This is a genomic window from Mesorhizobium sp. M0664, from assembly GCF_040320565.1.
Classification (GTDB): domain Bacteria; phylum Pseudomonadota; class Alphaproteobacteria; order Rhizobiales; family Rhizobiaceae; genus Mesorhizobium.
The window spans coordinates 38,233-64,241 of the sequence record NZ_JAMYPW010000035.1; the positions used below are offsets into that span (position 1 = coordinate 38,233).

Annotated in this window: 24 protein-coding genes and 1 pseudogene; 9 read left to right on the forward strand and 16 right to left on the reverse strand. The window is 63.6% G+C overall.

The window, feature by feature from the left end:
• Positions 1 to 5 precede the first annotated feature (5 nt).
• Positions 6 to 803, reverse strand: a complete 798-nt coding sequence (locus NKI39_RS24575) for a TrmH family RNA methyltransferase (RefSeq protein ID WP_352835040.1) — start codon at positions 801 to 803, stop codon at positions 6 to 8.
• A gap of 311 nt (positions 804 to 1,114) precedes the next feature.
• Between NKI39_RS24575 and NKI39_RS24580 the strand changes: the two genes are divergently transcribed.
• Positions 1,115 to 2,119, forward strand: coding sequence for a L,D-transpeptidase (locus NKI39_RS24580; RefSeq protein WP_352469686.1), 1,005 nt, complete (start codon positions 1,115 to 1,117; stop codon positions 2,117 to 2,119).
• A 73-nt stretch (positions 2,120 to 2,192) separates the two neighbouring features.
• Here the strand turns inward: NKI39_RS24580 and NKI39_RS24585 are convergent, their stop codons facing one another.
• The 4 genes and pseudogenes from NKI39_RS24585 to NKI39_RS24600 form a co-directional block, all read right to left on the reverse strand.
• Entirely contained in the window at positions 2,193 to 2,531 is a 339-nt protein-coding gene (locus NKI39_RS24585; RefSeq protein WP_023679553.1) for an ArsR/SmtB family transcription factor, read from the reverse strand.
• A gap of 173 nt (positions 2,532 to 2,704) precedes the next feature.
• Positions 2,705 to 3,466, reverse strand: coding sequence for a HugZ family pyridoxamine 5'-phosphate oxidase (locus NKI39_RS24590; protein WP_352834995.1), 762 nt, complete (start codon positions 3,464 to 3,466; stop codon positions 2,705 to 2,707).
• A gap of 16 nt (positions 3,467 to 3,482) precedes the next feature.
• Positions 3,483 to 4,246 (reverse strand): annotated as a pseudogene (locus NKI39_RS24595) (SDR family NAD(P)-dependent oxidoreductase).
• Positions 4,247 to 4,309: 63 nt separating this feature from the next.
• Positions 4,310 to 4,864: a GNAT family N-acetyltransferase gene (locus tag NKI39_RS24600; protein WP_352815212.1), complete on the reverse strand. Its 555-nt coding sequence runs from the start codon at positions 4,862 to 4,864 to the stop codon at positions 4,310 to 4,312.
• Positions 4,865 to 5,145: 281 nt separating this feature from the next.
• Here NKI39_RS24600 and NKI39_RS24605 point away from each other — a divergent pair, with 281 nt between their 5' ends.
• Both NKI39_RS24605 and NKI39_RS24610 read left to right on the forward strand, forming a co-directional pair.
• Positions 5,146 to 6,135, forward strand: coding sequence for a glutathione S-transferase family protein (locus tag NKI39_RS24605; protein WP_352834999.1), 990 nt, complete (start codon positions 5,146 to 5,148; stop codon positions 6,133 to 6,135).
• A 119-nt stretch (positions 6,136 to 6,254) separates the two neighbouring features.
• A complete protein-coding gene (locus NKI39_RS24610; RefSeq protein ID WP_352540966.1) occupies positions 6,255 to 6,404 on the forward strand; it encodes a hypothetical protein in 150 nt (49 codons plus the stop codon).
• Between the two features lie 306 nt (positions 6,405 to 6,710).
• Here the strand turns inward: NKI39_RS24610 and NKI39_RS24615 are convergent, their stop codons facing one another.
• A complete protein-coding gene (locus tag NKI39_RS24615) occupies positions 6,711 to 7,208 on the reverse strand; it encodes an NUDIX domain-containing protein (RefSeq protein WP_352835002.1) in 498 nt (165 codons plus the stop codon).
• 53 nt (positions 7,209 to 7,261) lie between these two features.
• On the opposite strand from NKI39_RS24615, the gene NKI39_RS24620 reads away from it, so the two are divergent.
• The gene (locus tag NKI39_RS24620; RefSeq protein ID WP_352835043.1) at positions 7,262 to 8,194 is read left to right on the forward strand and encodes a metallophosphoesterase family protein; all 933 of its coding nucleotides are present in this window, start codon (positions 7,262 to 7,264) and stop codon (positions 8,192 to 8,194) included.
• 75 nt (positions 8,195 to 8,269) lie between these two features.
• Here NKI39_RS24620 and NKI39_RS24625 read toward each other — a convergent pair whose 3' ends face one another.
• The 4 genes from NKI39_RS24625 to leuA form a co-directional block, all read right to left on the reverse strand.
• Positions 8,270 to 8,887 (reverse strand): hypothetical protein, encoded by a 618-nt coding sequence (locus NKI39_RS24625; RefSeq protein WP_352469693.1) that lies wholly within the window; start codon positions 8,885 to 8,887, stop codon positions 8,270 to 8,272.
• Between the two features lie 134 nt (positions 8,888 to 9,021).
• Positions 9,022 to 9,825 carry an alpha/beta fold hydrolase gene (locus tag NKI39_RS24630; protein WP_352835005.1) on the reverse strand — a complete coding sequence of 268 codons (804 nt, stop codon included), beginning with the start codon at positions 9,823 to 9,825 and terminating at the stop codon, positions 9,022 to 9,024.
• 227 nt (positions 9,826 to 10,052) lie between these two features.
• The gene (locus tag NKI39_RS24635) at positions 10,053 to 11,849 is read right to left on the reverse strand and encodes a tetratricopeptide repeat protein (RefSeq protein ID WP_352835007.1); all 1,797 of its coding nucleotides are present in this window, start codon (positions 11,847 to 11,849) and stop codon (positions 10,053 to 10,055) included.
• Positions 11,850 to 11,992: 143 nt separating this feature from the next.
• Positions 11,993 to 13,729, reverse strand: coding sequence for a 2-isopropylmalate synthase (gene leuA, locus NKI39_RS24640; RefSeq protein ID WP_352835010.1), 1,737 nt, complete (start codon positions 13,727 to 13,729; stop codon positions 11,993 to 11,995).
• Positions 13,730 to 14,404: 675 nt separating this feature from the next.
• On the opposite strand from leuA, the gene NKI39_RS24645 reads away from it, so the two are divergent.
• The 4 genes from NKI39_RS24645 to NKI39_RS24660 all read left to right on the forward strand — a co-directional run bounded on the left by NKI39_RS24645 (position 14,405) and on the right by NKI39_RS24660 (position 17,957).
• Entirely contained in the window at positions 14,405 to 15,571 is a 1,167-nt protein-coding gene (locus NKI39_RS24645) for an ATP-grasp domain-containing protein (protein WP_352540972.1), read from the forward strand.
• A 4-nt stretch (positions 15,572 to 15,575) separates the two neighbouring features.
• Positions 15,576 to 16,352, forward strand: coding sequence for an esterase family protein (locus tag NKI39_RS24650; protein ID WP_352620494.1), 777 nt, complete (start codon positions 15,576 to 15,578; stop codon positions 16,350 to 16,352).
• Positions 16,353 to 16,370: 18 nt separating this feature from the next.
• Positions 16,371 to 16,685, forward strand: a complete 315-nt coding sequence (locus NKI39_RS24655; protein WP_352835014.1) for a YybH family protein — start codon at positions 16,371 to 16,373, stop codon at positions 16,683 to 16,685.
• A 195-nt stretch (positions 16,686 to 16,880) separates the two neighbouring features.
• A complete protein-coding gene (locus NKI39_RS24660) occupies positions 16,881 to 17,957 on the forward strand; it encodes a siderophore-interacting protein (RefSeq protein ID WP_352835017.1) in 1,077 nt (358 codons plus the stop codon).
• A gap of 20 nt (positions 17,958 to 17,977) precedes the next feature.
• Here the strand turns inward: NKI39_RS24660 and NKI39_RS24665 are convergent, their stop codons facing one another.
• From NKI39_RS24665 to NKI39_RS24690, 6 genes are all read right to left on the reverse strand, one after another.
• Positions 17,978 to 19,192 (reverse strand): MFS transporter, encoded by a 1,215-nt coding sequence (locus NKI39_RS24665; protein WP_352835020.1) that lies wholly within the window; start codon positions 19,190 to 19,192, stop codon positions 17,978 to 17,980.
• Positions 19,192 to 21,279, reverse strand: coding sequence for a TonB-dependent siderophore receptor (locus NKI39_RS24670; RefSeq protein WP_352835023.1), 2,088 nt, complete (start codon positions 21,277 to 21,279; stop codon positions 19,192 to 19,194). The genes NKI39_RS24665 and NKI39_RS24670 overlap by 1 nt, the downstream gene beginning before the upstream one ends.
• Positions 21,280 to 21,461: 182 nt before the next feature.
• Entirely contained in the window at positions 21,462 to 22,550 is a 1,089-nt protein-coding gene (locus NKI39_RS24675; protein ID WP_352835026.1) for an AbrB family transcriptional regulator, read from the reverse strand.
• A gap of 270 nt (positions 22,551 to 22,820) precedes the next feature.
• Positions 22,821 to 23,129, reverse strand: coding sequence for a putative quinol monooxygenase (locus tag NKI39_RS24680; protein ID WP_352450553.1), 309 nt, complete (start codon positions 23,127 to 23,129; stop codon positions 22,821 to 22,823).
• Positions 23,130 to 23,178: 49 nt separating this feature from the next.
• On the reverse strand, positions 23,179 to 23,976 hold the full coding sequence (locus NKI39_RS24685; protein ID WP_352835029.1) for an SDR family NAD(P)-dependent oxidoreductase: 798 nt from the start codon (positions 23,974 to 23,976) through the stop codon (positions 23,179 to 23,181).
• 171 nt (positions 23,977 to 24,147) lie between these two features.
• Complete coding sequence (locus NKI39_RS24690) at positions 24,148 to 24,600, reverse strand: DsrE family protein (protein WP_352835031.1); 453 nt, start codon at positions 24,598 to 24,600, stop codon at positions 24,148 to 24,150.
• 101 nt (positions 24,601 to 24,701) lie between these two features.
• Between NKI39_RS24690 and NKI39_RS24695 the strand changes: the two genes are divergently transcribed.
• Complete coding sequence (locus NKI39_RS24695) at positions 24,702 to 25,790, forward strand: hypothetical protein (protein ID WP_352835034.1); 1,089 nt, start codon at positions 24,702 to 24,704, stop codon at positions 25,788 to 25,790.
• Positions 25,791 to 26,009 lie beyond the last annotated feature (219 nt).

Consider the following 26,009-nt stretch of genomic DNA (forward strand, 5'->3'; position numbering starts at 1 on the left):
CTAAATTAGGCTCCGGAAAAATGATGCAGCGCGATGGCTGACGCGGCGGCGACGTTCAGGCTGTCGAAGCCTTGCTCCATACCGATCCGCAGTGTCTGCAGGCGGGCAAGCAGGCTTTCCGGCAGGCCTTCGCCCTCGGTGCCGAGATAGAGCGCCAGCCGGCCGTTTCTCTTGGCATCGCGAATGTCGATCTGCCCGCGCGGCGACAAGGCGAATTGGCTGAAGCCTTGCCGGTCGAGCATGGCGGTGCAGCCGGCGGTATCGGCAAAGCAGGCGAAGGGGACTTTCAAGGCCGCGCCCACCGAGACGCGGATTGCCTTGCGGTACAGCGGATCGCAGCAGGTCGGATCGAGAAGCGCGGCATCCGCGCCAAAGGCGGCGGCATTGCGGAAGATCGATCCCATATTGTCATGATTGGCGATGCCGACCAGCACCACGATCAGCGCGCGGGCGGGCAGTGCGCCGAGCAAAGCTTCAGCGGAGACGGCCGCGCCCTTGCGGCCGATCGCCAATATGCCGCGATGCATGTGGAATCCGGCAATCCTGTCCATGACTTCGCCGGATGCGACATAGATCGGAAGCCCGGCAGGCGCCTTGCGCAGGACGTCATCGAGGCCGGCCAGCCGGTTCTCGAGCACCAGCACCGATTCTGCCTCGAAGCGCCGGGCGGCGAGCAGCGTGTCGAGCACCACCTTGCCTTCGGCGACGAAACGGCCTTGCCGGCCGGCAAGATCTCGCTCCCGGATGTCGAGATAGGCGGCGACGCGAGGATCCTGCGGGTCGTCTATGCGGATCGGATTCATGGCTTCCTCGGCGGACCATGCGTCGGCCGCGAATCGGGATTCGGCTTCGGAAGGCATGATGCCGGATCCGAAGCTCTGACCGTATCTCAGCGTCCAAATGGATGCACGCCGTTCTAACGGTCAAATCCAATCACAAGGCGCCGGGCCGAGACGCCTTGCCTGGCCTCCTGGCGGCATGGAGATATTGATTCCCGCGGCACGGCACTTCGGCCAAGCCGCTTCAATGCAGAATTTCGATGGGGCGAAGGAACCCCACGGGGCCATGCCGCGTCATAGAGGCGGGCTCCTGCTGCGGTCCTGGGACGACATCGATGATCAGGCTCCTCCTCGTCTTTGCCGCCACACTTGCCCTCGCATGCGGCGTGGCCCGCGCGGCCAAGCTCGATCCAGCCACCGTCAATCAGTCCCAATTCACTATCGGCGAACCGAAGGGTGTCGATCCGATGCTGCTGAAGGCGCAGATCCTTCTGGATCGCGCCCGCTTCTCGCCGGGCCTCATCGACGGTCGCCTTTCCCGGAACTTCGCCAAAGCCGTCGCCGCGTTTCAGGCGGCAAACGGACTTCCGCCCGATGGCAAGCTCAGTCCACAAACCTGGAGCAAACTCATCGCAACCTCCGCCAAGCCGGTGCTGGTGACCTATGAGGTGATGCGCAAGGATGTGCGCGGACCTTTCACCAGGCGTATTCCGGCTCGCTTGGAGAGGATGGCCCGCTTGCGGCGGCTCGGCTACCGCAATGCGGTGGAGAGGTTGGCCGAGCGCTTCCACGTCAGCGACCAATTGCTGCGAATGCTCAATCCGGGCACCAGCCTCAGGAAACCAGGCAGGACCTTGGTGGTGCCTGATGTCGGCAGAGGCGACCCTCCCGCCGGCGTCGCCACCGTCGAGGTCGACAAGGGCGCTCGCCTGGTGCGTGTGCTCGACCGTGCCGGCAAATGGCTGGCGGTCTACCCGGCCTCGATTGGGAGCGAGGAGAAGCCGGCGCCAAGCGGCATGGCGGAGGTCAGGCGCGTGGTGCACAACCCTACCTATCATTACGATCCGGACTTCGCTTTCAAGGGGGTCAAGACCAAGCGGCCCTTCACCATCGCTGCCGGGCCGAACAATCCCGTGGGATCGGTCTGGATCGACCTCTCCATCGAAAGCTACGGCATCCACGGCACGCCCGAACCAGGCAAGATCGGCACGACCTTTTCGCATGGCTGCATCCGGTTGACCAATTGGGATGCCGAAGACCTTGCCTCCATGGTGCAGCCGGGCACGAAGGTCGAGTTCAAGGACGAGATTGCGCAGGCCGCCGACGAGCGCGTTCAGTAGCAAGGCTGACTTGGCAGGAGGGGCGGACTTGGCAGCAAGGCGGACTTGGCGGGGCATTCTCCGCCTCGGCCGCTCAGGTCCCGGCGCGACGCAGCCGGTGAGCCATCTGCGACAGTTCACCTTCGCCGAAAATGCCGTCCAGCATGTGCAGCAATTCGCGCACCGCCGCGGACTTGCAGGAATAATAGATCATTTGCCGGTCGCGGCGGGTCTCGACAAGGTCGGAAGCCCTGAGCTTGGCCAGATGCTGTGACAGGGCGGATTGGCTGAGCGATACCTTCTCGGCTATGGCGCCGACCGACATCTCGCCCTCGGCCAGATAGCTCATGATCAACAAACGTTTTTCGTTGCCCATCAGCGTCAGAAACGCAGCCGCGGTTCCGGCGTTGGCGACTAGTTTGTTCGAGACCATAGATCCCCCATGCCTTCTTGCTCATCCGCCGCTATGGGGGCAATAGCGTCGGATTCCATAGACTTTCCCTATAGATGCACGCCAGCGATTCAGCGTCACTCGCAAAGGTAGAACATTTCGCTCAAATCTCAAGGCTTGCTTTCCACGCAAGCCGATTAACTGTGCGGCTGTGATTAATTTGCCGATCGGGCAGCCTTGGCCATGTCAACCAGGACAGGCCTGAGGTCGCGCGCCGCTCTCAGCGGCTCGGGGAAGAAAACCCGACAGACATTGTCGCCCGATATGAGATCCATCCCGTCGGCGTCGAACCCGGTGACGATCCAGCCGTCACTCTCCGCCCCGCCGAAATGACTTGCGTAGAGGGCAATCGCATCGAGATGGTCGGCGTTCATGTGGTCGAGCGCCGATTGCTCGCCGGCGGCAAGCTCTTCGACGATCGCTCCCGTCGCGACCAGATCGGTGCGGTCGAGCAGATAGGCCTTGCCGAAGCCTCCGTTCAGGCTGGCGCGCTCCGGTTCGAGCCGGAAAATCGAGAAGTCGCCGAGCCCGGCATAGAGTTTTGCCTTGGGGTTGCGGTTGAGGTAGCGCCGCTCGGCGCGGGCGTGTTCGTTCGATCCGCGCTCCAGCCGCACGGCGCGGCAGACGAGCGTCAATCGCGGATGCGCCAGCGGATCGCCCCTGCCGGGTTCGCCGACGAGCAATGAGCAGCGCGGGTCGGCAAGGATGGCACCGGTATGAGCGGACAGCATCGACACCAGGATCAATGGCGTGCCGTCGATGTCTGTGGCGACGCCGACCCGGCTGGCCAGCGGCGAACCGGTTCCTGGTTCGAGCACTGCCAACGCGCCGAAACGGGCGCTGCGGATCAGCGTCTTTGCCAGCCTGATCGCCTCGGCATCGGTCGCGCGGATCACGTCTTTCCTGGGTTCGTCCAAGGCATCACCACCGCATTTATTTCGGCGCCATGCGGATGGCGCCGTCGAGGCGAATGGTCTCGCCGTTGAGCATCTGGTTCTCGATGATGTGCAAGGCAAGTGCCGCGTATTCCGAAGGCTCGCCCAAACGGGAAGGGAAGGGCACAGCGGCGCCGAGCGAATCCTGCACCTCCTGCGGCATGCCGGCCATCATCGGCGTCCTGAAGATGCCGGGTGCGATGGTGCAGACGCGAATGCCGGAGCGGGCGAGATCGCGCGCCACCGGCAGCGTCATGCCGACGACGCCGGCCTTGGACGCGGAATAGGCGGCCTGGCCGATCTGGCCGTCATAGGCTGCGACCGATGCGGTGTTGACGATGACGCCGCGCTCGCCGCCCTGCAGCGGCTCGAGCCTGGCGGTCCGGTCGGCGACCAGGCGGATCATGTTGAAGGTGCCGATCAGATTGACCTCGATCAACTTGCGGTATTGATCGAGCGGATGCGGTCCGTCCTTGCCGATCGTCTTCATGCCGACAACGATGCCGGCGCAATTGACCAGGATGCGCGGTGCGCCGAGCGTGTCTCTGCCGCTTCCGCGACTGCGGCGGCACCGCTCTCGGCGTCGCTCACATCACATCGGACGGCGATGCCGCCGATGTCAGCCGCCACCTTGGCCGCACGCTCGATACCGAGATCGAGAACGGCTACCCTGGCGCCGCCGGCGGCAAGAGCGCGCGCCGTCGCCTCGCCAAGGCCGGAGCCGCCACCGGTGACGATCGCAATCTGGCCGTTCGGGTTCATCTCGACGTCCTCCTCCGTGCCCAGACTATGCCGCCAAGCCACCGTGCGACAGCACCGGCACGGTCATGCCATCGCGGCGATGTGCGCGGCAATCCTTGCCTGGTCGGCGTGGCAAACCTCGCCCGCCAGCCTCGCCAACGCGCCCGGCACGATCTCGTGCGCCAAAAGCCGGTCGGGGTCGACCGGACGCGGCATCGAGATCTGCCCCCGCGGCAGCCTCCTGAAGCCGAGCGGGCCGTAGTAGGGTTCGTCGCCGACCAGCATCACCGCCGGCGCGCCGGCCTTGGCGGCGGCTTCCAGCGCGATTGCCACCAGCCGGCGGCCGATGCCGAAATTTTTGAAGGCCGGCCGCACAGCGAGCGGCCCGAGCATCAGCGCGCGGCCAGCGCCGGCGGCGATGCGCGTCATCCGTACCGAGGCGACGACGATTGTGCCATCGACGGCCACGAAGGACAAAGCCCGTTCATGCGGGCCACCTTGGCGGATCTTGTAGGCGGCGAGCACGAAACGACCTGGCCCGAAGGCCTCGTCATTGATGGCTTCGATTTCAGGATCGTGCGCCGGAGTTTCCGGCAGGTATTTCACGTCGGCCAGGTATTTCAAGTCGGCAAGGCTCATGGTCTTTGCGTTCCGGTATGCGAGGAAAGGTTTGCTGCAAGCGGCAGCGTTCGCCAGTCAGCGCTTCATCAAGCGCGGGCGCTCTTTCGTCGTCGGTCGAACCGGATCACGGCAAAGTCGAACATGCGGATGTCCGCTAGCACCAATTTTCAGCCGCCGCAATTGGCCCGCGCAGCCGACGCGCACTCGACGACGCAGCCGTTGACGATCTGTTCAGCATCGGGGATTTCCGCGGCGCCGCTTGGTGCCCTACATCGAGCAGGAACGCGAAAGGATATTGCATGGGATTGCTAGTCGAAGGCCAATGGCAGGACCGCTGGCACGATAGCGGGGAGAGCGGCGGCAGGTTCGTGCGGGCACAGTCGCAGTGGCGCGACTGGGTGACCCGCGACGGCACGCCGGTCGAAGGGCGAAAACGCGGCTTCAAGGCCGAGCCCGGCCGCTATCACCTCTATGTCTCGCTCGCCTGCCCGTGGGCGCATCGGACGCTGATCTTTCGCGTGCTCAAAAAACTCGAGGACGTGATTTCCGTCTCGGTCGTCCATCATTTCATGGGCGCCGACGGCTGGACGTTCCTGGCCGAGGACGGCGCCACCGGCGACACGCTCTACGGCCTCGATTTCCTGCACCAGATCTACACCAGGGCCGATCCCGGCTATTCGGGCCGGGTCACCGTTCCGGTGCTGTGGGACAAACGCGAGCAGACCATCGTTTCCAACGAATCCTCCGAGATCATCCGCATGCTCAATTCGGCCTTCGACGAATGGGGCGATGCCAGGCTCGATTTTTATCCGCAACCGTTGCGCGGCGAGATCGATGCGATCAATGCGCTGGTCTATCCCGCGGTCAACAATGGCGTCTACCGTGCCGGCTTCGCCACCACGCAGGCAGCCTACGAGGAGGCGTTCGGCGAATTGTTCTCGGCGCTCGACACGCTGGAGGACCGTCTGTCAAGGCAGCGCTATCTCGTCGGCGGCCGCATCACCGAGGCGGACTGGCGGCTGTTCACGACACTGGTCCGCTTCGACCCGGTCTACGTCGGCCATTTCAAGTGCAATCTGCGCCGCATCGCCGATTATCCGAACCTGTCGAATTACCTGCGCGATCTCTACCAGGTGCCGGGCGTCGCCGGCACGGTGAATTTGCACCACATCAAGTCGCATTATTACGGCAGCCACGAGACGGTCAACCCGACGCGCATCGTGCCGGTCGGGCCGGAGCTGGACTACGGCGCGCCGCATGACCGGGACAGGTTCAGGAAGGCGGCGTGAAATCAGCGATCTAGCGGAAGGTCTCGGAGTCCATCTTTGCCCTTCTAACGAGTTCAGCTTTCAATATGGTACTTCCAAATCGATTGGAGTAGCCGAGCGACGTTGCAAGGAACGCAACGATGCCGCTGATCATGACGATCACGACCGACATCTGGGGCGGGATTGCGCGTAACAATCCCGACGGCAGAAGCACAGCCATTCCCAAAATCATTTCTATCAGGGTTGAGAATCCGACCATTTTCCAGAATTCAGTGCGAGTAAAAAGCTGAGCATGTCGCTTTATAAAAACGAAATATGTCACGAATGCCGCAACTAATTGTATTGTGAATTGGATAAATCTTCCAACTTTTGCTAACATGTATGGATCTATCCCAAGAACTATTGTCGAAATTAACGCTATAACTGAAAATGTTATCACATTAATTCCCGTGTAAAGTGATACATAGAGCGCGATTCTAAATCTATCGTTTTGGCTGTGTTGCATTTTTTCTCCTCATCGCTCAGCATTTATCTCTCTGAGAACAATGAATGCTGCCGGTCTATACCGACGCAGCCAAAGCTGTTGAAGAGATGATCTACCAGTAAGGCGATGCCGAATTCCCCCCCAAAACTTCGGCAATCCGCCGCAGCGTCGCCGGTGTCGTGCCCTGGGGCAAGCGGTCGAGCGGGAAGAAGCCGGCTTCGGCGATCTCGCGGTCGGGCAGCTTGGGCGCTGTCTGGTTGAACGCCTCGACCAGATAGAGGCCGACATGGTCGCGGCGGCTGGCGCGGCGGTTGAAATGCAGCGACTTCAGCACCGGCGGTCCGGTCAGCGCGATGTTGCCTTCCTCGAAGACTTCGCGTGTCAGCGCTTCGATCATCGTCTCGCCCAACTCGACGCCACCGCCCGGAAGGTGCCAGCCCGGGACATAGGTGTGGCGGATGAGGAAGACGGAATTGGAGGGGCGGTGGTGGATCAAGCCGCGCACGCCGAGCGTCATCGGCCGCCGCAGTACGAAATACAGGTGAAACAGCCTCGCCCTGAAGCCCGGCCAGCCGGTCTGGCGCAGGGCTTGCTCCGGATCCGGCGTCATCGTCCGCGAAACCGTGAGTGGAAAGCCGCGCGCGGCTCGCCTATGAAGAAAAGATGTTCAGGCTCGCGCATATTTCCGATGTCCATCTGGGGCCGCTTCCCGATGTAACCTATCGCGATCTCGCCTCCAAGCGCGTGGTCGGTTACGTCAATTGGCAGCGCAACCGCCGCCGCTACATGCATGATGCAGTCATCGACACCATCGTCGCCGACATGAAGGCCAGCGGGCCGGACCATCTCGCCATCACCGGCGACCTTGTCAATCTGGCGCTCGACGGTGAGCTCGAGATGGCCAAGCACTGGCTGGAGACGCTGGGCTCGCCCAATGACGTGTCGGTCGTGCCGGGAAACCATGACGCCTATGTGCCGGGCGCCTTCGACAAGACCTGCCGGTCCTGGGCGGCGTGGATGACCGGCGACGGCGTCAATACGCCGGTCGACCGCAACACCTTTCCGTATCTGCGCGTGCGCGGCGATGTTGCGTTGATCGGCGTCTCCACGGCGCGCGCCACGGCTCCCTTCATGGCCAACGGCTTCTTTCTGGAAGGCCAGGCGGAAAGGCTGCGCGGCATGCTCGACGCCACAGGCAAGAGCGGCCTGTTCCGGGTGATCATGATCCACCACCCGCCGGTGCGCGGCGCCGTTTCGCAGAACAAGCGGCTGTTCGGCATCTCGCGCTTCCACAAGGTTCTTCACCGGCATGGTGCCGAGCTTGTGCTGCACGGCCATTCGCATGTGCCGTCGCTCTTCTTCATCGGCGCCCGCAAGACCAAAATCCCGGTGGTCGGGGTCGCCGCCGCCGGGCAGGCGCCCGGCAGTTCGCATGCGCCGGCGCAATACAATCTGCTCGACATCGACGGTGAAAAGGACAATTGGCGGATCAGGCTGACGCGCCGCGGCCTGACCGGGCCGGCATTGCCGCCCAGCGACCTGCAGACAATGGAGCTTGGCGTGGGGGCCGAGGCCACGCTTGCCGAGGCGCGGTGAACTCAGATGGGAGCGTCTCGCCGGTCGTCAGCCGCACTCTGCGACGCCAAGTGACATCACTTGGCTGCAAATGCTTTAAAAGCTGATTTTCATTGCAACGATGCGGTCCCAGAACAACACGAGCGAAATCGCCAGGCCGACCAGGGCGCCGGCGGCGATCAGGCCGAGGCCCGAGAAGAACGCCGACCAGCCGTTGCTGCGCGCAGCGACATGCAGCGGCGGCTCAGCCTCCGCCACCAGGGCGCGTTTCAGGCCGGCGACGGCCTGCTCGATGCCGCCTTCCATCATTCTCTGGCGTTCGACGACGCGCTCGGCGACATAGCGCGTCACCTGGTCGGCAACGACCTTCATCTCGGTCGATTCGGCGAGGACGACGCGGCCGATGCGCGTGTCCTTGAGAAAGCGGTAGGTGCGACGGTCGCGCCCCATGGCGACATGGCTGACGGCGTCGATCCACAGCCGTGGCTGCAGGCCGGACGAGACGGCGAAGTCGAAACTGTCCATGTCGGTGGGCACGTCGCCGAAGACCGACGCGAGTTCGGCGGCAAGCAGATCGAGCCGCATGCGATGCGCTTCGCGCATCTCGACGACGACGTCGTCGCGGTCGGCGAAGGCGTTCTTGACGTCGCGAATGGCATCGGACAGTTTTCGCGACTGATCGATCTGGGTGATGTTCTCGCCTGCGTCCTTCATCGGCGTTGCCTCGCGGGTTTGGTTAACACCGAATTAACACAGCCGCCGGCAAAATGCACTTGCGAGATCGATGGGCCGGCAAGGGGTTCGCTGGATGAGCACAAGCGCCGCCGCCGTGCCTGCGCCAAGACCGATCAGCTCGCCGCAGCGGCGAATCCTGGACGAAGTCGCCTGCTGCGGCGCCGCATATTGCGACGGACGGCCTCGACGACCAGGCCGGGCGCTTCCTGGACCAGCATATGGCCGGCTTCCAGCACGTGGTGCAGATGAAAATGCTTCGGCACGCTGTCCGCCTGGCTGACGGGCAGCATCGCGTCGTCGGTTCCCCAAACCACCATGATTGGCATATTCAGCGTTTCAAGCCGCTCGTTCGGGATGACGCCTTGCCGATCATCCCTGGTCATGGCGGCTGCGAGCTCGACAAGTGTACGCAACTGGCCGGGCCGCTGGCGCATCTCGCTGACGAGTTCGACCCTATGCTGCGGCAGCCGGCTTTGCGGTCCCGACATGGCGGCAAGACAGGCGCGGATTTCATCCATGCCGGCAGCGGCGGCGTAGCGACGCAGCAGCGGACCATTGATCTCAGGACCGAAACCGCCCGGCGCCAGCAGCGTCAGCGACGCCATTCTTTCGGGCTCGCTCAATGCCATCAGGGCGGCCACCGCGCCGCCCATCGAATGACCGACGAGATGGACCCGCTTTATCCCGCGAGCGGAAAGATCCGCAAGGACGGCACTGGCTGCAATCCTGGCCGGACCGCCGCCCGGAAAATCGAGCGACAGCCCATGTCCCGGCAGATCATAGGCCAGGGTCCGCGCGCCGGGCGCCAGAGACTCGGCCACATCGCGCCAGTCGTCGTGGCAGCCACCGAAACCATGCAGGAAGGCGATCGTTGTCGGGCCGGCGCCCCGTTCGGCAGCGTAAAGGGATGGGGTCATGCAAACTTTATGGCTTGGTGCCGGAATCAATCAGGATGCCGGGGCGGTCTTATGCGAGGATCAGTCTTTGCGGGAGGTCAGACTTATGTGGAGATCAGCCTATGCGGGATCAGACCTATGGGGGATCAGATTGGCCGGTTCAAATTGTGTCTGAATTGCGCTTTGGCCGTCCGGATGGCCAGTAAAATCTTCGCGATCACCTGACGTCGTGCACGCGCCGGGAGACGTCAGCTGGCGCCGCCAAGCCCGGCGGCACGCAGGGCCTCCACCAGCCGGTTGGTCAGATCGGCGGGATATCTTCGTTCGACGAAAGTTGCGCGCGGATCGGCTGCGAATTTCGGGAATTTAGCGGTCAGTTCCTGCAGCAACCTGCTCGCCAGCTTCTCGCGGCCGGCAGCCCTGGCGCCGATCAGCCGCGCCGCCAGATAATGCGATTTCATTTCCGTCGTTCGCAAGCCGTCGCTGGCAAGCGTCGCCTTGTTCATGTCGCCGATCATGAACTCTCCGGCGAACAGCCCGTAATCCCACCATGTCGGATGGGCGCTGGCGATGTCCACCGCGTGAGCGATGATCGGGGTGCCCTCGCCGTACCTGCCGGCGAAAACCAGCCCGTAGCCATAGGCGGCGGCCATTGCGAGATCGTAGGGATTGAGCTCATAGGCCTTGCGCATCCAGCGGATCGATTCCGCGGAATCGCCCATGCGCGAATTGAGGTAACCAAGGGCGCGGTGCGCGTAGGGGCTGGTCGGGCCCATCTGGATGGCGCGATGGGCAAACGTCATGGCTTTGTCGATCGTCGCGTCGGCGGGGTAGGGATAGTGGTCGGTGACCGCTTCGAGATGCAAGGACGCGAGTTCCGAATAGACGAGCGACGACTTCGCCTCCCGGTTGGCAAGATCTTCGAGGCAGCGGTAGGCGGCTTCGTGCGTCTGGGCATTCTGGTCGAGATAATATTTGCCGTTGAGCACCAGACACGCCGTCAGCCCGGTCTGGATGCCGCTCTGCTCGATGTAGTTGTAGATCGTGCCCGAGGCGGGAAGAGCCGAGCTCAAAATGCCGGAGATCTGGTCCTCGATGGCGGTGTTTGCGCTGTCGCCGGCGGTCAGGTTGCGTGAGAGCAGCACGCGGCCGGTCGCCACGCTTTGCAGCTCGAGCATGATGTCGCCGCTACGCGGCCCGGGCAGGACATCGAATACAAAGCTGGCGGCGTCGGTTACTGGATCGGGCGGGCTGTCGGCATCACGGCCAATGAAATTGATGGTATCGAAGCCGCTGAGGCCGGCGCGCAGCGATGCGGCGACACGGCGAGCCAGGTCGCTGTCGGCCTTGATGGCGATGTAGACCTGGGGGAGGTTTTCAACCGGAGGCGCTGCTATGCTGCCGGTCGCCACCGCGGTCTCGATCGCCGTGTCGCCGCCGGTCAGCAACACCACGCTGCCCTGGCGAAGGATCAGCACACCCAGCATGAGGATGACCAGCGCGATCGCCAGCCAGAAGAACTGCAAATGGCGTTGCAGCGAAGGAGCAGCAGGGGCGACGGCTGGAACGCTCAGCAATGCAGCCGGATGTGCCCGGTTGCGGGCGTCCTCCAGCGATCCGGGCGGGGCGGTCGTCGCCGCTTCCTCTGTTGCCGGCTCCGGCTTGCTTTCTGCCTTGGGCTCCACCTCCGCCGGCAAGCGAATGGCGTTGAGTTCGTAGGACGGAACATAGCCGCCGCGCGGAATGGCGATGCGGACCGGTTCGGCAACGCCCTCATTGGCGAAATACTGCTGCAGCAGCTCGCGCAGCCTGCCGGCCTGCACCCGCACCACCGCATCGGTCGACGGATCGAAATCGCCGTCCTTGCCGAACACGTCCATCGCGATGGAGAAGCCCTTGAGCCTGTCGGCTTCGCCTGCCTGCTCGCGCTCGACGAGGTAGCGGAGCAGCTTGCGCGCGCGCTCGGATCGTCCGAACGTTTCGCTGGCAAGCAATCGCTCCAACGTTTCGCGCACTGCGGGGGCGGCAGGCGTGGTATGCTGCAAGTGTCGATCCCTTCGAATTCGGCACAGGTTGAGGTACGATCATATCGCGCTGGCGGCGCCTTACAAGCATGTGCTTATGGTGCGATAGCGTACCCACCGGATAAAATTTCCGGTGGGCTGATGCGCGGGCCTGGCAGTCCCGGCTAGCCGCCCTTTCGGCCGACGATGCGGTTGGCGGCCGAAACCACGGCTTCGAGCGAGGCGGCGACGATGTTGGTGTTGATGCCGGCGCCGAACAGCTTGCCGTCCGGATGTTCCATCTCGACATAGGAAATGGCCGAGGCATTCGAGCCGCGCTGCATGGAATGCTCGGAATAATCGAGCACCGACATCGGCACCCCGACATGGCGCGACAGCGCATCGACGAAGCCGTCGATCGGGCCGGTGCCGGTGCCTGATATGGTCACCTCCTTGCCTTTGTCGAGAATCACCGCCTCGACCACGCGCCGGCCCTTGACCTCGGTGTCGGGATAGGTGTGGTGGTCGAGGAACTTCAGCCGCGCGCCGGGCTGGTCGACATAGGTGTCGAGAAAGCGCTCGTAGATGCGCTTGACCGGCACCTCCTTGCCTTCGGAGTCGGTGATCGCCTGGATAGCCTGGCTGAACTCGATCTGCAGGTTGCGCGGCAGGTTGAGGCCGTAATCCGCATGCAGCACATAGGCGATGCCGCCCTTGCCGGACTGCGAGTTGATGCGGATAATGGCTTCATAGCTGCGGCCGACATCGGCCGGGTCGATCGGCAGATAGGGCACCTCCCAGTGCGGCGTGTTGGCCTTGCGCAGCGCCTTCATGCCCTTGTTGATGGCGTCCTGGTGCGAGCCGGAAAAGGCAGTGTAGACGAGCTCGCCGACGTAGGGATGGCGCTCGGGGATCTTCAGCTGGTTGGAGTATTCGTAGACGTCCTTCATGCGGTTGATGTCGGAGCAGTCGAGCCCGGGATCGACGCCTTGCGTGTACATGTTGAGCGCCAGCGTGACGATGTCGACATTGCCAGTGCGCTCGCCGTTGCCGAACAGGGTGCCTTCGACGCGGTCGGCGCCCGCCATCAGGCCGAGTTCGGTGGTGGCGATGCCGGTGCCGCGGTCATTGTGCGGATGCAGCGAGATCAACAGGTTCTCGCGTTCGTCGAGATTGCGGCACATCCATTCGATGCGGTCGGCATAGATGTTGGGCGTCGACATCTCGACCGTGGAGGGCAGGTTGATGATCAGCTTGTTCTCCGCCGTCGGCTTGACGATCTCGGTGACGGCGTTGCAGATCTCCAGCGCCACTTCGAGCTCGGTGCCGGTAAAGCTCTCCGGCGAATATTCGAAACGGTAGCCGCCGCCGGCCTTGGCCGCCATGTCGGTGATCATCTTGGCCGCATCGGTGGCGATGCGCTTGATGCCGGCGACGTCCTTCTCGAAGACGACGCGGCGCTGCAATTCGCTGGTCGAGTTGTAGAAATGGACGATCGGGTTGGTGGCGCCCTTCAGCGCCTCGAAAGTGCGGGTGATCAGTTCCGGCCGGCACTGCACCAGCACCTGCAGCGAGACGTCGGCGGGCACGTTGCCCTGTTCGATGCACCAGCGGGCGAAATCGAAGTCGGTCTGCGAGGCCGACGGGAAGCCGATCTCGATCTCCTTGAAGCCCATGTCGAGCAGCAGGGCGAACATGCGCGCCTTGCGTTCCTGGCCCATCGGATCGATCAGCGCCTGGTTGCCGTCGCGCAGGTCGACCGAGCACCAGATCGGCGCCTTGTCGATCACTTTCGAGGGCCAGGTGCGATCGGCAAGACCGACGGTCGGATAGGGCTGGTACTTCCGGGCAGCATCCGGCATGCCCCTCGCGGGGCTGGCGGTTTCCTCTACATTCAGACGGATATCTTCTCGTGCGTTCATCGTCTTTTCTCCCGGCGGCTCGCGGATCCAGCTTCAGGCGGATTGGTGGCGAGCGGCGCCTTTACCAGAATTTCGTTCGCTTGATGTGACGTGCCAATTTTGTAACTGGCCAAGGAGCGTGCGCGTGAGCGGCGAATTCGACCGCCGGGCGCTCCTTCAGCGAACCCGGCGATCGCCGATAAGGCCGAGAAGCAGCAGGGTGGAGGCGAGCGCGCGAACGGTCTGGCCGGCAATGCCGGTCGGACGGGACGCAAAAGAGGTGGCGCGCAGGCTCATGGCGGATTTCATACAGGAGCGGGCAAAGCGAGGCAAGTGGGGGCCTCGCTGTCGCAGAAAGCTGCCGATCCAGCCTCAAGACCGGGGTTCCGCGCCGTCGCGAAATGGGAGAGAGGAACCCAAGCTGCAATGAAGGCGCGGCGCCGACATGAAGCGATTTTTCCTGATTATAGCAACTTTGTTCTTGCTTTGTGCCGGCAGCTATGCTACTAATTTGAGTATGGTGCTGACTGGCGCCGAGGACCCGCTGTCGAGGCGGGTTTTTATTTCACGGTTTTGGCGTCACCTTTCGCGGGTCCAGCCGCTCACCTGATCCAGTTGCTCTTCCCCGAGCCCGGCAAATGCGCCAGAGTCGATTGTCGGCGGGGTGCGATGGCTCGCCGCCGGGAGGGATCGTCCATGAACTTCGTGTTCTTCTCGCCGCATTTTCCAGCCAATGGCGCCGATTTCTGCGACCGGCTGAAGAAGGCCGGCGCCACCGTGCTCGGCATTGGCGACGCGCCGTTCGATGCGCTGGACGGCAAATTGAAGGCAGCCCTTTCGGAATATTACCGCATCGACGACATGGAGGAGTACGAGCCGGTGTTCCGGGCGATCGGCCATTTCATCCACAAATGGGGCCGCGTCGACCGGTTCGAATCGCTCAACGAGCATTGGCTGGAGCTGGAAGCCAATATCCGCACCGACTTCAACATCTTCGGCACCAAGCTCGACTTCGTCAAGAATTTGAAACGCAAGAGCCGCATGCGGGCGTTCTTCCGCAAGAGCGGCGTCGAAACCATCCCGCAACGCAAATGCTCCGACCGCGCCGGCGCCATGACCTTCATCCGACGTGTCGGCTATCCCGTGGTGGTGAAGCCGGATTCGGGCTCCGGCGCCTCGAACACTTTCAAAATCTCCAACGCCGGCGAACTCGACAGCTTCTTCAGGGACAAGCCGGAAGGCGTCAGCTTCGTCATGGAGCAATTCATCGAAGGACTGGTGGTGACCTATGACGGGCTGGTCAACCGCGACGGCGAGGTGGTGCTGGCCGCCAGCCACCGCTACGACCAGAGCGTCATGGAGGTGGTCAACCGCGACCGCCATATGAGCTATGTCTGTTTTCCCGAGATCAGCCGGGCGGTCGAGGAGGCCGGCAGGAAAATCCTCAAGGCGTTCGACGTGCGCGAGCGCTTCTTCCACATCGAGCTGTTCGAAACCAGGGACGACCGGGTCATCGCGCTGGAGGTCAACATGCGGCCGCCTGGCGCCTGGATGACCGATGCCATCAATTACACCTTCGATATCGATGTTTATGCCGCCTGGGCCGACATGGTGGTCAAGGACGCCGCCGGCGGCCCTTACAGGGGCAAGTATTTCACCGCCTATGCCAGCCGCAAGCGGCACCTCAACTATGTGCACAGCCATGCCGACGTGCTGGCCGCCCATGGCGACATGATCGTCCATCATCACGCCATCGAGGAGGTTTTCAGCCGCGCCATGGGAAACTACGCCTATCAGCTGCGCTCCACCGACCCGAAGGCGCTGCGCCGGGCGGTCGACTACATCCATGCGGAAAAGGCGTGAGGCGATGGACGTTTCCTACCACAAGGGTTTTGGCCGCAACCTCGGCCGCGACATGGAATACAAGCGCTACGGCCATGCCGGCCGACCCGTGGTTGTGTTCCCGACTTCGCAAGGGCGGTTCTACCAGTTCGAGGATTCCGGCGCCGTCTCGGCTCTCGCCGAGTTCGTCGACACCGGTCGCATCCAGTTGTTCACGCTGGACGGCATCGATGCGGAATCCTTCTTCGACCGCCACGCCGAGCCGGCCCATCGCATCGCCCGGCATGAAGCGTATTTCCGCTATGTGCGCGAGGAGGCGCTGCCGGAACTCCTGTCTGTCGCAGCCGAGGCCAATGGCGGGCGTACGCTGAAGCCGCTGTTTTGCGGCTGCTCGATGGGCGGGTACCATTCGTCGAATTTCGTCTTCCGCTTTCCGGAACTGGCCAGCGGCGTCATCGCGCTGTCGGGGGTTTACTCCACCCACGATTTCTTCGGCAGCGCGCTCGACGGACAGATTTTCTTCAACTCGCCGCTCGACTACCTGCCGGGTATCGTCGATCCGGGGCTGCTCGTCAGGCTGAAGGCGCTGCGGCTGATCTTCTGCTGCGGGCAGGGTGCCTGGGAGGAACGGATGCTGGCCGACACGCAGGCGCTGGAACAGATCCTGCGTGACAAGTCGATTCCGGCCTGGGTCGACTACTGGGGCGGCGATGTCGCCCATGACTGGCCGTGGTGGCACAAGCAACTGGTCTATTTCTTCGCCCGCTGGCTGGACGACGATCTGATGCACCGGCTGGATTAGGCCACCTGGAGGAAGGAAATGACCACGCCCGATGCCATCCGCCGCTTTGTCGAAGCCACCAACGCCGGCGACACCAAAGCTTTCCTCGAGACGTTCACGCCCGATTCGTTCCTGAGTGACTGGGGCCGGTCCTTCAAGGGCCGCGAGCAGATTGCGCGCTGGAACCAGTCGGACAATATCGGCGTGCAGTCCAAACTTAGCATCATTCGTATCGAACCGGCGGGCGATACCTACAAGGTCCGCATCGCTGTCACAGGCAACGGCTTCAACGGCGAGGGCGACATGGCGTTCACCCTGGACGGCGACCGCATCTCCAGCCTGGTGATTAGCTGAAGGACATTTTGAGGGCCGTTTAGGCCACCTCGCCGCCACGGCCGCCGTTGCTCGCGCGGGACTCATTGGCTTGATGCCAAAAACATGACTCTATTTATCATCTTTTAGTGGAAACGCCAGGCCGGCTGTGGCATTCCGGCGTGGCGAGGACGCCGTATGGCGATCTCGAATTCAACGGCATCGAAAGGCTGAGCGATGGAGCATTTGAGTGCGCAAACCCGGATCAGCGGTGCCGCTATCCGGTCGGTGATGGACAGGCTGCGCGCCGAGCATGGCGAATCCGAGATCGATACCGGCCTTGCCGATCATTGGGAATTTCGCACGCATTACGGCTCGTTGAAGGCGACGCTCGGTGACGACAACGTGCTGATCCGCGTCGCGGCCGAGGATGAAACCTGCCTGTCCTACATGAAGATGGCGGTCGCCGGCCATTTTTCGCAACATCTCGGCACGACCAGGGGCATCGCCTGGCAGGGCGACGGCAGCGATGCCGGTCCGCCGGTGTTCTTCCGCGAGATCACGGTGCTGTCCTCGACGCGGATTTCTCCGCATATGCAGCGCGTCCGCTTCGCCAGCAACGAACTCGGCCGCTTTGGCCGTGGCGGCCTGCATGTGCGGCTGCTGCTGCCGCCGCGCGGCAGGCCACCGGTGTGGCCGTCGATGGGCGCCGACGGCCTGATGGTCTGGCCGTCGGGCGAGGACGCGCTCGTCGTGCGGGTCTACACGATCCGGGCACTGGACGCCGCAAGCGGCTGGCTGGATGTCGATTTCGTCCTCCACCCCGGTATGGATACGCCGGCGGCCGCTTTCGCCGAAAAGGCAGTTGCCGGCGAGATCATCGGCATGATCGGACCGGGCGGAGGTGGCGTGCCCGAGGCGCAAAACCTGCTGCTGCTCGGCGACGACACCGCGCTTCCGGCGATCGGCAGGATCCTGGAGCAGCTTTCGCCGTCAACCCGCGCCGAAGCGTTCATCGAGGTCGATGGTCCCGACGATCGGATGCCGCTGGCCGCGGGCGAGGCCGTTGCCGTCACCTGGCTCTATCGGCATGGGCGCGAGGCCGGCACGGCCAGCCTGTTGCCGGTGGTGCTGCGGCAGCGGAACCGCACCGCGCTTGCCGACAATCTCTATGTCTGGGCCGGATGCGAGTTCGGCGATTTCCGCGAGATCCGCAGGATCGTCCGCAAGGAATGGGGTGTGCCGCGCGACCGGCATCTGGTCACCGCCTACTGGCGCCGCGGGGCGCAAGCGGCGGACGGTGGCGAAGAATAGTGCGCGACGATGCTCCGCGGTCACCGGCGGTCGGATACGATGATGATCGCCGGCACCGCCAGCAGCGCGACGAGGCCGGCGCCGGCGAAGAACGCGCCATAGCCGAAATACTGCGCTGCGTAGCCGGCCGCGATCCCGCCGGCCATGCTCATCAGTGCGTCCATGCACTGGAACAGCGTGAAGTCGACGCCCGCCTGTCTTGGATCTGACCAGCGCATGAACTGCGCGTAAAGCGCGACGAAACCGAGAGCCATGAAGCCGGACGAGCTGAGCACCGCGATGGCCATCAAAGCGGTGGTCGAGAAGCCACCAAGAAGATCGAAGACCGAAAAGAAGAACAGCGATCCGGCCTGCAGGAAAAGCGCCAGGACGAGCACGTTGCGCGGGCCGAACCATTTGACGAGAGCGCCGCCGGCGAGTGCGGCAGCCAGGCCGACGAACATGCTGCCGACGCCGTTGACAAGTCCGACCATCGGGAGGTCGAGCCCGGCGTCGATCAGGAATGGTCCGAGCATGGCGAGTGCCGCCTTCTGGGCCAGGACATAGATGGCCGACGCTGCCAGGCCGCGCCGAATTTCGGGACGCTTCAACGCGTCGAGGAGGCTGGGAACATGCTCGCGCGTCTCCTCGCGCGCGCGGCTGGCCGCGCCGAGCAGGAAGGGCAGACCGAGCGGCAGGAGCAGCAAGGCCATCGCCCAAACGGCGATGCGCCAGCCAAAAGTGTCGACCAGAAGCAGAAACAGGCCGGCGCCGATGGCCGAGCCGAGATAGGCGCCGCCGACCTGCGCGGCATTGCCCCAGCCGTGGTTTTCCCTGGCCAGGCTCTGCACGGCGAAACCATCGCAGGCAATGTCGACGGTCGAGGCGGCGAAGGCGACGATGGTCAGGCAGGCCAGAACCGGCCACCAGGCCTCCGGGCCGAGCGCGCCGACGGCCCACAACCCGGCGATGGACACGAGCCCACCGGCGGCGACGATCGTGCCGGTGCGGTTCTTGCCGACCGGCGGCAGCCGATAGCGCTCGACGGCCGGCGCCCATAGAAACTTGAGCGCCCATGGCAGCGCGATCAGCGAGACCAGGCCGATCCGGTCGAGTGGCAGGCCCTGGTCGCGCATCACCGCCGGCAGGCCCGCCCAGGTGATGCCGCCGATTACGCTCTGCGCGACGTAGAGCCCGCCGATCGCCAGGACGATCGCGACAGGCGTCGATGCCCGGCTGGAAACGGCGATCGACATCAGAAGCGGTAGCGCAGGCTGGCGAACAGCGAGCGGCCCTCGTCGCGGTAGCAATAGCCGGCCGAGCAGATGGATTTTTGAGTGTCGAACAGGTTCTTGGCGTTGACCTGCAGCTTCACGCCCTCGAGTTTGGGATTGCGGTAGCCGAAATCGTAGGAGAGCGAGGCGTCGACGAAGGCGCGCGCGTCGTTCTTGAAGGTGTTGGTGTCGTCGCCATAGCTCGAGCCGGCAACGCGAACGCCGCTGCCCAGCCCGAGCCCCTGCAGCGTGCCGTCCTCGAACTGGTACTGCCCCCAGAGCGACAGGATGTGATTTGGCGTCGCCGACAGTTCCTTGCCTGCGGTTCCCGTGGCGCCGCGTTCGATTTTCACGCGCAGATAGGTGTAGGAGGCGAGTATGCTGAGGCCGTTGTCGAGCGAGGCGCTGGCTTCCAGTTCGACGCCGCGCGAGTTCAGGTCGAGCTGGCGCTGCTTGTTGATCCCGGTCGAGGCGTCGAAGACGACGCCATCCTTCTGGTCGATGTCGAACAGAGCGGCGCTGACGGCGGCGTTGTAATCGGCAAACTCGTATTTGACGCCGATTTCCTTTTGCGTCGCGATGGTCGGACGGGCGACGCGACCGATCGGGCTGCTGACATCGTCATAGACGAAGCCGATATTGGGCGAGAACGACGTCGAATAGTTGACATAGGGCGTGATGCCCCATTCGGTCTGGTAGGACAGGCCGAGCCGGCCGGAAAGGGCACTGTCGTCCTGCTTGGACCTGGTGAAGTCGGCGGCGGTCGAGGTGGTGTCGGCCCAGTCGTAGCGACCGCTGGCGAACAGGGTGAAATCGTTCCACTCCATCTGGTCATGCAGATAAGCGCCGAGCTGGTTCATCTCCTGCCCGCCAGAGTAAGGAACTGGAGCGGCCTTGATGTCACCGACGGAAACGTAGGAGATACCGCTGCCGGCGTCATAATTCGACCAGGCGTAGTCGATGCCGGCTACCGCCGTGTGCCTGACCTGGCCGGTATCGAATTCGAACTGCGCCATGTTGTCGACGACGAAGTTCTTCATGGTCTCGGTGTAGTGGCCCCAATAGCGTTTCAGATCCACGCCGTCCGGGTAATGACCGCTATATTCGATGTCGCTGTCGACGGCGCTGTAGCGAAGGTTCTGCCGGACCGTCAGCACGTCGTTGAAACGGTGCTCGAACTCGTAGCCGATGCGGCCCTGGGTCTGGTCGAAGTCGTTCCAGGCGGGATCGCCCTCGTAGAGGTTCGTCAGAGCGCCGCCTGAATTGTAGAAGGCAGCGGTGCCGCCGGTGACGGATTTCGAATATTCGCCGAGGATGGTCAGCCTGGTATCCTCGTCCGGCTTGAAGGTGACGGCCGGCGCCAGATAGATCTTGTCGTCGGGATAACCGGGCAGGTCGGTGTCGCTGGTGCGGCCGAGGCTGGTGAAGCGGTAAAGAATGCTGCCGTCGTCGTTCACCGGGCCGGAAGCGTCGAGTGCGGCCTGGAAGCGATTGTGTTCGCCTAGCAGCATTTCGATTTCGCGGAACTGTTCTTCCTTGGGGCGCTTGGTGACCAGATTGACGATGCCGCCCGGACCGCTGATGCCGTAAAGCGAGGAGGCCGGACCCTTCAGGATGGTGACGCCCTCGATGCCGTAGGGCTCGGTCTTGAACCAGGCCGAGGGGCCGTTGTACTGGCGCAGCCCGTCGCGGAACATGCCGTTGTAAAAGGCCTGGAAGCCGCGCAGGAAGAAGGCGTCGTAGCGGGTGTCGAAGCCGAAGCTGTTGGGATTGGCGCTTGCGACATAGCCGAGCGATTCGTTCAGCGTGCGTGGCTTCTGGTCCTCGATCTGCTTTTGCGTCACAACCGAAACGGCTTGCGGAATCTTGACCATCGGCGTGTCGGTCTTGGTGCCGATGCGGTCCTTCTTGGCGACATAGCCGTCCTGCACGAGGATCTCGTCGCTCTCGGCATCGACCTCGATCTTGTTGAGAACCGTGACGCCGCCCTGGTCCTGAGCGTGAGCCGGCCCGGACAGGCCGAGCAGGGCAACGCTGCCCGGCAGTGATAACCCCAGGAGCCATGTCATCGTCCGTTTCCGCATCAACTCGTCTCCACTCTTCCGTACATTGACGGAAGGGGCTCTCAAATCTGAGTATTTGAGTCAAGTTATTTTTTGAGCTCGTGCGGGTGCTGGCCCGATACGGTCGGCGACAGCAAAGTGCGACCGGTTTCAGGAAAACAGGCTACCAATCAGGGAGAGGCAAGCTGCTATGATTTGAGGCTTCTCGCCACCAGCCGCGCCACGCTTGGGCCGACCAGAAGCACGATCAGGAAGCGTGCCGATTGCAGCGCCATGACGAAGGAGATGTCGACATGCTGTGCGGCGGCGGCGATGATGGCGACGCTGTCCATGCCGCCGGGGCTGGTTGCCAGATAGGCGGTCAGCGGATCGATGCCGAGCAGGCGGCTGATCAGGAAGGCGAGGCCGCCGCAAAAGACGATCAGGGCAATGATCGAGCCGACGATCTGCGGCAGCGCGCGGGCCGCGTGGCGCAGAATGGCCCTGGTGAAATTCAGGCCGATGCTCCAGCCGATCATCGTATAGCTCAAGGCAAGCAGCCAGGGCGGCAACTGCATGGTCACGCCGAGCCCGAGATGGATCACGGTGCCGAAAATGAAGGTGCCGAGGAATAACGGCGACGGCAGCCGGAAAAGCTTTCCGGCGAGGCCGCCGACCAGCGCCACGCCGAATGTTGCGGCCAAGCCTTGCGGGTCTATCGGCGGAAACCAGACGGTGGCCGGCACCTCGATGCCCGAGGTGTCGACCCAGAGCTTGGCCACCAGGGCTGCCGTCATCGAGACGCAGATGACGCGCAGATATAGCATAAAGGCGACGAGGCGCTGGTCGGCGCCGAAGGCACCGGCCATCAGCACCATGGCGGTGGCGGCGCCCGGCGACGAGCCCCAGACCGCGGTGGTGCCGGGCAGGATGCGCCAGCGGCTGATCAGCCAGCCGAGCAGGCTGGATGCCGCGACCGTCGCCATCACGACGCCAAGGAACAGCGGCCATTCCCTGTAGAAGACGGGAAAGATATCGGCCGAGATGGAGCTGGCGACCAGGCAGCCGACGACCGCCTGGGCTGAACCGAACAGAACCCGCGGCACGCGCACCGTGGCGCCGTTGGTGCCGGCAGCTATGGCCGCCAGCATCGGTCCGATCAAAAGCGCGGCGGGCAGGGCGGCGAGCTCCAGCACGCCGGCAAACAGCACCGAGACCACCACCAGGACGGGCCACTGCCAGGCCTTGTGGATCCGCGCCAGGTGCTCGATGGCCGGCGGGTTCGGGGAAGAATCCATAGATGGGCTCTTAGACCGGTGGCGAAAAAATGCGAACCCTTTTTGCGCGGAAAAGGGCTTGGGTGGTAATGGCACCAACCATCCGCAGCGATCCTTCGCGCCCCCCTCTGTCCTGCCGGACATCTCCCCCTCTAGTGGGGAGATTGGATGTCACGTCGGCCTTCGCCAATCTCCAAAAAAGAGCGCTGTCGGCGAAGCTGCCAATCTCCCCACTTGAGGGGGAGATGGCCGGCAGGCCAGAGGGGGGCGCTGTCCCATAGGCCTCTCCCTCTATCCCGCCTTCACCGCCGGCAACCCGAACCCGCCAACAGGATGCGTCTCCACCTGGAACTCGAAGCCGGCGATGATCGGCCGTGCCTTGGCGATTGCCGCCTGGACTTCGGGCAGCTGCAGCGAAGCCTTGTGGCTTTCGGCGTCGGTCCACACTTCGGTCACCCAGATCGCGTCGGCATCGGCCGGGTCGGTGGCGATGATGTAGTTCAGGCAGCCGGGCATGGCACCGGTGCTGGCGAGCAGGATATCCATCATTGCGTCACGCTGGCCGCGCATCGCCCGCATCTTGCCGATCAGTCCGTACATTCGCTTTGCTCCGTTGAGATGACGCAACCGGGAGTATGCAGTTCGCCGTCTACGGCATCAACTGCCCGCCATTGACCTCGATCACCTGGCCGATGATGTAGCCGCTCAACAGATCGGAGGAGAGGAACAGATAGGCGCCGACGCAGTCCTCGGCGGTGCCGGCGCGGCCCTGCGGGATGGTGGCGATCATGCCTTTCATCTGGTCGTCGGTCGAGTAGCGCTCGTGGAAAGGTGTCGCGATCGTGCCGGGCGCCACCGCGTTGACGCGGATGTTGAACCCGATCAGCTCCTTGGCCATGCCGCGCGTGACGTTGGAGACGAAGGCCTTGGCCGAGCCGTAAAGGCCGGCGCCGCCACCGGCGCCGTTGCGCGCGGCGATCGAGGAGGTGTTGACGATGAAGCCGCCCTGCCGCTTCAGCCATGGGATTGCCTTGCGCGAAGCTGTCAGCACGGAACGCGCGTTGAGGTCCATCACCGCGTCGTAATGCGCCTCGGTCTGCTCGGCATAGGGCACGCGGCCGAGCATGCCGCCGGCATTGTTGACGAGGCCGTCGAGCCGGCCGAAATGTTGCGCACTGTCCTCGACGACGCGCTCGACATCGGCGGGGATCGAGAAATCGCCCTGGGCGAGGAACACGTCGCCGCCGCCGTTGCGAATGGTCGCGGCCAGGTTTTCGGCAGCCGCGCGGCTCGAATTGTAATGCAGCGCGACGCGGCATTTCTGCGCGGCATAGGCGAGCGCGAGCGCCGCGCCGATGCCGGTCGAGGCGCCGGTGACCAGGACCGCCTTTCCGTCAAGGTCGGGGATGACCAGAGAGGGGCTGACAAGGGTGGTGGTGGCTGGCACGTCTATTCCTCCGGGGACTCTGCCTGCTCTTCGTAGGCCCTCGCAGTCCTCGCGTTCAAGTCCGTAAAAGTTTAGAGCGGTTCACCGTTTCACGGAAACGGCGAACCGCTCCCTCTTTGTCTTGACGCAATTCCGGACGGAAAACCGTTTCACACTTTTCCTGGAATTGCCCTATGGCCTGAGATAGGCGTAGCCTTGGCGTTGCAATTCGGCGAGCTTGACGACGCCGCCCCTGTCGGCTGCATGGAAGCCGTCGAGCAGGTCGGCCAGGCCGATATCCATGCCGTGCATGGTGTTGGCGCAAGCGTGCGGGCTGAGCCCATCTTGGACAAGGCCGGCGAACCGCCCGGAAATGGCGGCCGATATGCACTTCGACTTGAAGGCGGCAAGTGCTGGGCCGTGCACGACAAGCGCGATGTCGACCTTGCCGTCGGTGCCTTCGAAGTGGTTCTTGATGTTGCCGAGCACGAAATTGACCTTGTCGAGATCGCTGAGGTGATAGGCGACCTTTTGCCTTTCCTCTTCGACGGCCTTGACTTCAATGGCTGCCGCCTTGGTGGGGCGCAGCCCGAAAAGCCCGGCGGCCCCGGCAAGACCGACGCGGAAAATATCGCGGCGTCGCATGGCTTCATCTCCCATTTGGCCGGCGCGCGCAAATTGCGTGGCCTCGGCCTCGATCCTAGCATAAATTGAAGCCACGTCTTGTCGGGGCAGGGGGAGCCAGCATGATATCAAGGACCGTGATGGGCGCCGGAGTTGGGGTTGCCTTGCTTGCTGCCGTCGCCGGCTCTGCTTTCGCCGATGACACGCTCAAACTCACCGAGCTCAGCCCCGACGGCAAGGACGCCTGCTTCGGCCGCGTCTATGACGCCGCGCATCTCAAGTCGCATCCGCAGCAGAAGGTAACGCGCATCTTCTTCTATTACGGCCGCGATCCGGTCAGCCGGCCAAACGAGGAGCCAAGCACCGGCTTCGATTCCTCCTACAATGGCTTCATGGCGACGACGGTGCGCGGCGCCGAGGCGCCTGAATGGCTTGGCGGCTGGTGCAGTCATGAGTCGGAGGACGGCAAGACCGGCCCGATCCGTTGCGGCATGGACTGCGACCGCACCATGGCTTCGCTGAAGGTCGACGACAAAGGCCGGCTGATCGTCTCGGACGTGCAGCCCGACCTCTATCTCGACGCGGGATCGGAAGACGAGCTCGGCAAGGCGGAGTACGAAAGGCAGGCGCTGGGCAAGGACGATAACGGCTTCAGGCTCGACCCGATGCCGGCCGCGACCTGCAAGGCGGAGTTCGCGCGCATCGACCCGATCGACCCGGCACTTGACCCGCCATTGCGCGAGCGGCTGAAGCCGGACCAGCCCTTCTGCTACGGACGCGACTACGACGCCGGGCATCTCGGCTCGCATCCCGACCAGCTGACCCAGTCGATCAGGGTTTTCCGCGGAGCGGTCGAACTGGCGTCTTTCGCCAAAGAGGGCGATCCGGCCAATTGGCCAAGCGGCGCCGATATCGCCGTTTCGGTTACCACGCGGCAGAAATCGGCCAAGGTCACGCAGGTCTATAATTGTCAGGGCGAGGGCGACCAGTGGCGCTGCGCGGCGAGCGCGAAGACGGGTGCTGCGTCGTGTGACATCGCGCAAAGGGAGGTCTTCCTTCGCCGCGGCGCCAACGGCACGGTGATGCTGGCCAACCCGAACAGCGGCCTGCCGATCATCGATCTGTGCTCGAAAGCGGCGGAAGGCGACACCAGCTCCGACGACAAGGTCTACCGGCTGGAGCCTATGCCGCAGGCTGCCTGCGGGCTGTAGCAGTTCAGAGACGCGATGCCGGCGAGACAGCACCCCCCTCTGTCCTGCCGGACATCTCCCCCTCAAGGGGGGAGATCGGCAGCTTCACCGACAGCGTTCTTCTTTGAAGATTGGCGAAAGCCGAAGCGACATCCAATCTCCCCCCTGTTTGGACCGGAGACATCGCGAACAGGTGTGCGAGGACATCGCGAACAGTTTGGCGCGCTTTGCGCCGGGAGG